This is a genomic window from Pedobacter sp. 01T416_2, from assembly GCF_056398925.1.
The window spans coordinates 1-8,029 of sequence record NZ_JBFTQI010000210.1 but is presented as its reverse complement, the minus strand read 5'-3'; the positions used below and the strand labels follow the sequence as shown (position 1 = coordinate 8,029).

Below are 8,029 nucleotides of genomic sequence, written 5' to 3'. Positions count from 1 at the left end.
GGATCTGGGTCTAAAACTAATGTGGTTACATTGTAATTGATTGCTTGTTGAATGAGCATTCTGCCCAATTGTCCGCCACCTAAAATACCTAATTTTAATTCGCTAATCTGTTTTGCCATGCGCTTGAAAATAATGCTACTTTTGTGCAAAAGTAACCATAATAAATTTTATTGATGAATGCTGATGCAATAATTATTGGTGCAGGTGCCTGCGGATTGATGTGTGCGGTGCAGGCAGGCTATCTGGGCAAGAAAGTAATTGTGCTCGAAAAAAATGACAAACCCGGTGCCAAAATTTTAATTTCGGGTGGAGGCCGCTGTAATTATACGAATCAATTTGCATCAGCTGAGCAGTTTATATCAGCAAACCCACATTTTATCAAATCTGCTTTCACGCAGTGGACAGTTGACGATACCATTGGCTTTTTTGAAACTTATGGCATTACAGGCAAAGAAAAAACTTTAGGCCAATTATTTCCTGATGATAAAAATGCGAAACATGTTGTTGAGGTTTTTACATCCGTTTGCGAAGATTTCGGGCAAGAAATTAGGTGTAACGCAGATGTAAAGGATATTGAATTATTGCCAGAAGGCTTTAAAGTAATTTATGAAAAAAATGGTAAAACCGTAGTTTTAACTGCGGAAAAGTTGGTGATTACCACTGGAGGTTTACCCATCCCAAAAATGGGTGCTACAGATTTCGCCTTACGTTTTGCGAGAAAACACGATCTAAAAATAATTGAAACGGCCCCCGCTTTGGTTCCTTTGACCATAACTGGTAAGGATGAAGAATGGTTTGCGCAGCTTTCGGGAAATTCTGTTTTTTGCGAAGTAAGCAATGATGAGATTTCGTTCGAAGAAAATATCCTTTTTACGCACTGGGGATTAAGTGGGCCTGCTATTTTGCAGATTTCTTCGTTTTGGAGGAGGGGTGAAACAATTAACCTAAATCTGTTGCCAAATCAACATATTGTTTCGCTGTTGGATGATGAAAGAAAAAATAATGGTAAAACTTTATTGTCGACGTTTTTAAACAGGATTTATACCAAGAAATTTACCGATGCATTAGGTAAGTTTTTACCTTTAAGCAAACCTGTTGCAGGATTAACAAAATCAGAAATCGATTTAATTGAACAAACCATTCACCATTTTAAGGTTAAACCTGCAGGTGATAAAGGCTATGATAAAGCCGAAGTAATGCGGGGTGGAATTGACACTAACGAAATATCTTCTAAAACTTTAGCATGTAAAAAGATTCCGAACCTGTTTTTTGGTGGCGAATGTTTAGATGTTACAGGTTGGCTTGGCGGCTATAATTTTCAATGGGCCTGGGCAAGCGGTTTTGTAATTGCGCAGAATTTGTAATATCCGTCACCCTGTCCAGATTTTTCATCGGGTCCAGGGTCTATCTAAGTCTCTCATGTTTTTAAGCGGCGTAGCCCTCAATAAGACAGATGAAAACAAAAATACCCTGGATTAAACGTTATAGGTTTGTAAATAGCGCTACTTATATCCTCAGGTGACTAAGGTAGTCAATATTGTTTTGGAAATGTTTGGTAGGCGCTCTTCGGATAGTGCAGTCCTGCTATCCCTTCAAGTCCTCACTCATACTTCGCTCCGGGCTTTCCGTTCTATCAGGTTTATTTAACAAAGTGACGGCTTCCTGGAAAGAAAAATAACACAATCAAATCTATCAGGTTTCGAAAACCTGGTAGGTTTGGATCTACAAATAAACATTCGGCATAATTTCCCATGCCCAGGGCTTTTTAAAGGTTTTGAACGTTCTGAGCTGCGAAAAATATAAAACCTCACTTGTTTTTCGGTTTGCAATATCCCTTCGGTGCAGATTACCAACAGTGGTAAATAATTCGCGGGTTTTAAAATCATACACCCTTTCGGTCATATCGCCACTGTTCTGGTTAAAATAAAGATTGATCGCGCTTGTTAAAAACCAGTCCTTATTTTCAAATTTAAAGGTATAGCCCAGTTCCCAACGCCATTCGGAACCACCCTGGAAACGGAGGTAGAGTTGTTGGTCTTTAATGGCAATCTGTTGTAGCGGATCGCCCAATTTACCACCTTCTTCTGAACGTAAAATGAAATCGTTGTTTTGGGTAGATAAACTGTAATTACCTGTTGATTTATCTTTAAAAAATATAGCCAATATTCTTGGTTTCTGGGTTTCTTTAATGATATCTGTATTGTTGTCTCCATAAACACGGGTTTCATCAATTGATCTGTTAAACTCAAAAACTACTGCTAAATCATCTGAAGCATCATTGTTTAAGTCGCCATAAACCCGATCGATAACGATCCAGTTTGAGGGGGTAAACTGTTCAATAGAAGCGCCTTGTGTTTTAATTTTGGGGAATACAAATGTTTTTTGTGCAAAGCTGATTTGCACACAGACCATCAGGATGTAAAAACAAAAAACTTTCATTCAGGTAGAAAACGTGTTGATGTAGGGTTAAAACGTTTAGATTGGTGTTTTAGTTTAAGATAGTTGTATATCCCGATAAATCCGTCATCCCAACTTGATTGGGTATTGTAGTGCATTAGACTTTTAAAAAACAGTTTACGATTTTCTAATCGTAAAGTCGTTTCTTCATGCATTTAGCGATAATCCTTAAAATTCCCGTACTTTTGCTGAAAAAACAATTCCCTTTGAAAACCGAAATATTTGCCATTACGCCGCCATTTACCCAACTGAATACCCCATATCCAGCAACGGCGTATATAAAAGGTTTTCTGAATACTAAAAATATCAGCGCTACACAGGCCGATTTAGGTATTGAAGTTATTTTACAGCTGTTCTCTAAAAAAGGATTGCAAGATCTGTTCAATCACACTGAGCGAAGTTTATGCGTTGATAATGAAAATCCAAAAAGCGATAATGCTAAACGTATTTTTGCATTGCAAGACGAATATTTAAAAACCATCGATGCGGTAATTGCTTTTCTACAGGGTAAGAATCCAACTTTGGCCTTGCAGATCTGTAGTGATGATTTTCTGCCCCAAGCTTCGCGTTTTGCAGCTTTAGAAGAGTTAGATTGGGCTTTTGGCGCAATGGGTACGCAAGATAAAGCGAAACATTTGGCTACACTTTATCTTGAAGATATATCTGATTACATAGTAGAGCGTGTTGATGAAAATTTTGGTTTTAGCCGTTATGCAGAACGTTTAGGCAGAAGTGCTAATTCCTTTGATGAACTTTACGATGCTTTGTATAAAAAGCCAACCTACATAGATGAGATCCTGATTTCGGTTTTAAAAGAGAAAATTGAAACTGTTCAGCCTAAATTGTTCTTGATTTCTGTTCCTTTTCCGGGCAATTTGTATAGTGCTTTCCGTTGTGCACAATGGGTCAAGGCCAATCATCCGGAAATCAAAATTTCTATGGGCGGTGGTTTCCCGAATACAGAATTAAGATCATTATCGGATGCAAGGGTTTTTGAATTCTTCGATTACATTACCTTAGATGACGGCGAATTACCAATTGAACTCTTATATCAAAATATTACTCATCCTATTCCGGCTGAAGCCCATTTTTATAAAAGGACTTTTCTGCTAGAAAACGGCATGGTGGTTTACCGTAACGATGCCTTCAGAAATGATTATAAGCAGGCTGATGTTGGTACACCAGATTATGCTGGATTGTTATTAGATAAGTATATTTCAGTAATTGAAATCGTAAACCCGATGCACCGTATGTGGAGTGATGGGCGCTGGAACAAACTCACGATGGCCCATGGTTGTTATTGGGGCAAATGCACGTTCTGCGATATTTCGCTTGATTATATTAAAGTTTACGAACCGGTTGCTGCTAAATTGATTGTAGATCGGATTGAAGATTTATATGAAAAAACCGGGCAAAATGGCTTTCACTTTGTTGATGAGGCTGCACCACCTGCGCTTATGCGTGAGGTAGCTTTGGAAATCATCAGAAGAAAGTTAGCGGTTACCTGGTGGACGAACATCCGTTTTGAAAAAAGCTTTACTCAAGATCTATGTTTATTGTTAAAGGCTTCGGGTTGTATTGCCGTTTCGGGTGGATTAGAGGTGGCATCCGACCGTTTGTTAAAGCTGATCGATAAAGGTGTAACGGTAGAACAAGTGGCTAAGGTTACGCGTAATTTTTCCGAAGCTGGAATTATGGTGCATGCTTATTTAATGTATGGTTACCCCACACAAACAGTACAGGAAACGATCGACAGTTTAGAGATGGTACGTCAGTTGTTTGAGGTTGGGATATTACAGTCAGGCTTTTGGCACCAGTTTGCCATGACGGCACATAGTCCGGTAGGCATGTACCCGGAAAAGTTTGGTGTGGTGAAAGACACTGAAGTGATTGGCACTTTTGCCAATAACGATATCAATTATACCGATAAAACGGGCATTGACCATAATAAATTCAGTTTCGGGTTGAAAAAGTCACTCTTCAATTTTATGCATGGTATCTGTTTTGATTATGAACTGCAGGATTGGTTTGATTTTAAAATTCCTAGGACGAAAATTCCTTCAGATTTTATTGAGAGAGCTTTAAATGATGAAGATCAGTTTAATACGAAACCTACCGCAAAAGTAGTTTGGATAGGAGGAAAGCCCTCCGCCGAGTATTTTACCAAATCGAAAAAGGGTAATACCTGGGAAATGGCATCATTAACTTTTCACGATAAAAAAGAAACCTTTACAGTACAAACCAACAAAAACGAAGGCGCTTGGCTGAGCACTATTTTAAATAAAATCTCGATCTCCAATGAAAAAGTCTTTACATTTCAGGAGGTTAAAGCAGATTTTGAAAATGAGATGGAAAACTTTGAGTTGTTCTGGTATTCTAAACCGATCAACACGCTTCGAGAATACGGCTTGTTGGTTTTGTAAATTTTGCTTAGGCTCGTTTCCAACAAACGTAAGCTTATATTTTATTGTACCTGAGCTATACTGCTTTTTTTAGCTGGTTTGCCTAATTCGATCGTCATGCTGAATTTATTTCAGCATCTTTCTAGCTATTAAGACCCTGAAATGAATTCAGGGTGACGACCGCTTATAAAAAAAAGTTTAGAAAGAACTGTAAGAACAAATCATAAATTAAAGCATAGGCTACTACATCTTCATTTTAAAATGCGTCAGGAAATAGATGATGCAGATTAATATAATTGAATTTAAGATTAACAGTAACCAGGAAATGATCGATTTCCGGTCTTTCATCACCGCTATAAAAGACGTAATGTAAGCCATTGCAATTAGCGCCAGGAATAAGTTTACAGTTTGGATACCCAAAATGTAATATCCGTTGTATGAAAAAACGAGCGCACTGAGCACTAAGAATACAACAGAGGCGGTATTATAGAGTTTATTCGGTTTCATGTTGATTTAATTTACCATGTAAAGAGGATTTAATCGCACCCTTTACATGGCTCAAAATTTTATAGTTTAATCACAATGCGGAACAGTAAAAGTCCAGGTTTCTGATTCTCCGTTTGGAATAATATAGCCATTTCCTCTGATATTCTCGAACCATAATTTACCTCTAAGTTTCTCTCTGGTTCCTACTTCATTTAAGGTAGCACTATCGTAAAGTCGACCATTGATCATTACATATTTAATTTTCTCCGAATTGCGGATATCATCTAAAGGATTGGCGTCCATAATCACCATGTCAGCTAGTTTTCCAACTTCTAGCGATCCGATTTCTTTGTTCATGCCCAAATAACTTGCACCGTTTAAGGTTGCAGCCCTGATGGCTTGCATTGGCGTAAAACCTCCCTGAACAAACATCCAAAGCTCCCAGTGTGCACCTAAACCTTGGATTTGTCCGTGTGCACCAAGATTAATCTTTGTACCACCATCTGCAATTTGTTTAGCAGCCTTAGCAATATCGATATGGTTATAATCACTGTATTCAGAAGTCGTTCTTCGTCTTGCTCTCGCATCTATAATCGAGCGGGGGGTGTAAGTCATTAATTTTTCATTTTCCCAAACATTGGTTCTGTCGTACCAGTAATTTTCGCCCCATTGACCGCCGTAAGCTACAATTAGAGTAGGTGTATAAGCTACATCGGTGTTGTTCCAAAGCGTGGTCACATCTTTATAAACCGGTATAACAGGAATACTATGTTCTATCCCGGTATGCCCATCGGCAACCATATTCATGTTGGTGAAAAAAGTAGAGCCACCTTCAGGTACAACTTCCATATTTAACTGTCGGGCTGCTTCTAAAATCTGCTGACGTTGCTCTCTACGCGGTTGATTATACGATTTTACTGAAAATGCACCAACTGCTTTTAACCTGCGCAGATTAGCCAAAGCATCATCTAAACTATTAATCACCACTTTGAAATCGCCATCAGCACCATATAAAATACCACCGGTTGAATAAACTCTCGGGCCAACCATTCTGCCGGCCTTAAGCATTTCGCCTTGGCTAAAAACCATTTCGGTATTGCTCGATGGATCGTGTGAAGTGGTTACACCAAAAGCCAGATTGGCCATATAACTCCAATCGCTCTGTGGTGTTATTCCATCAGGACTGGTACGCAAATGGGCATGAACATCAACAATGCCTGGCATAATGGTTTTGCCATTAACATCAATTACTTTGGCGTTGGCCGGAATGCTTACTGCATCTGCTTTTCCTATTGCAGTAATTTTATTTCCATCGGTAATAATGGTTCCATTTTCAATAACTTCGTCACCTTTCATCGAGATAATCCTTGCACCTTTCAACGCCACTATTCCGGTAGGGATATCGGATTTTAAAACTAAATTGATGTCGATAGAAGATGCTTCGGTTTTAGGTGTAGTTCCATCAAAGTTGAAAGCATTATTTACATCAACGGTAAAATATTTCGGCCCCAACGTCCAATGTAAGCTTTTACTATCGGCGCTCCATTGAATATATGTTCCACCATCGGTAGTCACTTTTGTAACCGGAATGGCTTTATTACCCGCCGATGCATCCTGTGCAGTACCAATATTGATCATTGGTGTGATGTAAACGTTAAACAATTCGTTAAATGCCACCCACTTATTATCCGGACTGATAACAAACTGATTTGCATATTGAGAAGTAAAGTGTGTTCTTTCGTTCGCCCCGTTTAAATCGATACTTTTTAATGCTTTTTTGCCATCTGTATAACTCTGGAAATAAATGCGTGTATCGGTATTATTAAACTGTGGACGGATTCCATTATCTAAAATCAAAGTTTTAGCACCACCATTGGCTGGCATCATGAAAATACCTGTTCCGCGACCATAGTTATAACCTAAAACATCGTTACCACTTCCTTTTCTGAAAACGATTTTATCGCCTTTTGTTGAGTATTGAGGAGAATAATAAAAACCTTTTTCATCAGTTAGCATAATGGTTTTTCCCGATTTTACATCCGTACGCTTTATTGCCCCACGTAATTCATCGCTCCAGGTGGTATAAACAACATATTTTCCATCGGGACTAAAAGCAGGTTCAAATTCGAAATCCAATCCGTTGGTTAACCTTTCTGGTGTTCCTGCTGGTAATTCTTGTTTGTATAAGTATCCTGCGGCATTAAAAACAATTATTTTTCCATCGGGCGAAGTGGTTAATTGTCTTAACATTTTGGCTGAAAATTCATTGCTGAAAACCTGCTGTTCAAAATGTAATGCTTTTTGTACAGTTTGAATCGTATTCGCCTGAAAAGGAATAGTGCTGTTGATCAGTGTACCAATTTCTGTTTTTCTGATTTTTCCTTTTGCATAGAAAACAATGCTTTTGCTATCTGGAGTCCAAGCAAAATTTGGATAAACGCCAAAAATAGCCCAGGTTTCCTGCTGGTCATGGGATAAATCTTCATTAACCGGCCATTCTTCGCCAGTCTTCAGGTTCTGAACATATAAAGTAGATTTTAACCTTACGCGCTTTACAAAAGCTATTAAATTTCCATCCGGAGAAACTTGCGGGCGACAGGCACCACCTTGTTCATTAATTAAAGTAGTTAATTTTCCTGTTGTTAAATCCAGTTGACGGATCGCATAGATAGTCCCGTTAGGAT

5 protein-coding genes and 1 pseudogene are annotated in these 8,029 nt (G+C 38.5%); 2 read left to right on the top strand and 4 right to left on the bottom strand.

Annotated elements, in window-relative coordinates; all coding sequences use genetic code 11:
- Nucleotides 1-119, bottom strand: a pseudogene (locus AC1DPQ_RS10995) (5-(carboxyamino)imidazole ribonucleotide synthase); the annotation flags it as partial.
- Nucleotides 120-173: 54 nt separating this feature from the next.
- On the opposite strand from AC1DPQ_RS10995, the gene AC1DPQ_RS10990 reads away from it, so the two are divergent.
- Nucleotides 174-1,364, top strand: coding sequence for a BaiN/RdsA family NAD(P)/FAD-dependent oxidoreductase (locus AC1DPQ_RS10990; protein ID WP_477609258.1), 1,191 nt, complete (start codon nt 174-176; stop codon nt 1,362-1,364).
- A gap of 358 nt (nt 1,365-1,722) precedes the next feature.
- Here the strand turns inward: AC1DPQ_RS10990 and AC1DPQ_RS10985 are convergent, their stop codons facing one another.
- Nucleotides 1,723-2,439, bottom strand: coding sequence for a hypothetical protein (locus AC1DPQ_RS10985; RefSeq protein WP_477579832.1), 717 nt, complete (start codon nt 2,437-2,439; stop codon nt 1,723-1,725).
- 224 nt (nt 2,440-2,663) lie between these two features.
- Here AC1DPQ_RS10985 and AC1DPQ_RS10980 point away from each other — a divergent pair, with 224 nt between their 5' ends.
- Nucleotides 2,664-4,880 (top strand): B12-binding domain-containing radical SAM protein, encoded by a 2,217-nt coding sequence (locus AC1DPQ_RS10980; RefSeq protein ID WP_477579834.1) that lies wholly within the window; start codon nt 2,664-2,666, stop codon nt 4,878-4,880.
- 222 nt (nt 4,881-5,102) lie between these two features.
- On the opposite strand, the gene AC1DPQ_RS10975 is transcribed toward AC1DPQ_RS10980, so the two are convergent.
- Entirely contained in the window at nt 5,103-5,366 is a 264-nt protein-coding gene (locus AC1DPQ_RS10975) for a hypothetical protein (protein WP_477609256.1), read from the bottom strand.
- A gap of 66 nt (nt 5,367-5,432) precedes the next feature.
- Nucleotides 5,433-8,029, bottom strand: a 2,597-nt coding sequence (locus AC1DPQ_RS10970) for an amidohydrolase family protein (RefSeq protein WP_477609254.1), incomplete at its 5' end; no start/stop codon positions are given.

Excerpts from the sequence above, each read along its gene's own strand:
- AC1DPQ_RS10990 (WP_477609258.1), top strand. The coding sequence starts at position 174 with ATGAATGCTGATGCAATAATTATTGGTGCAGGTGCCTGCGGATTGATG.
- AC1DPQ_RS10985 (WP_477579832.1), bottom strand. The coding sequence starts at position 2,439 with ATGAAAGTTTTTTGTTTTTACATCCTGATGGTCTGTGTGCAAATCAGC.
- AC1DPQ_RS10975 (WP_477609256.1), bottom strand. The coding sequence starts at position 5,366 with ATGAAACCGAATAAACTCTATAATACCGCCTCTGTTGTATTCTTAGTG.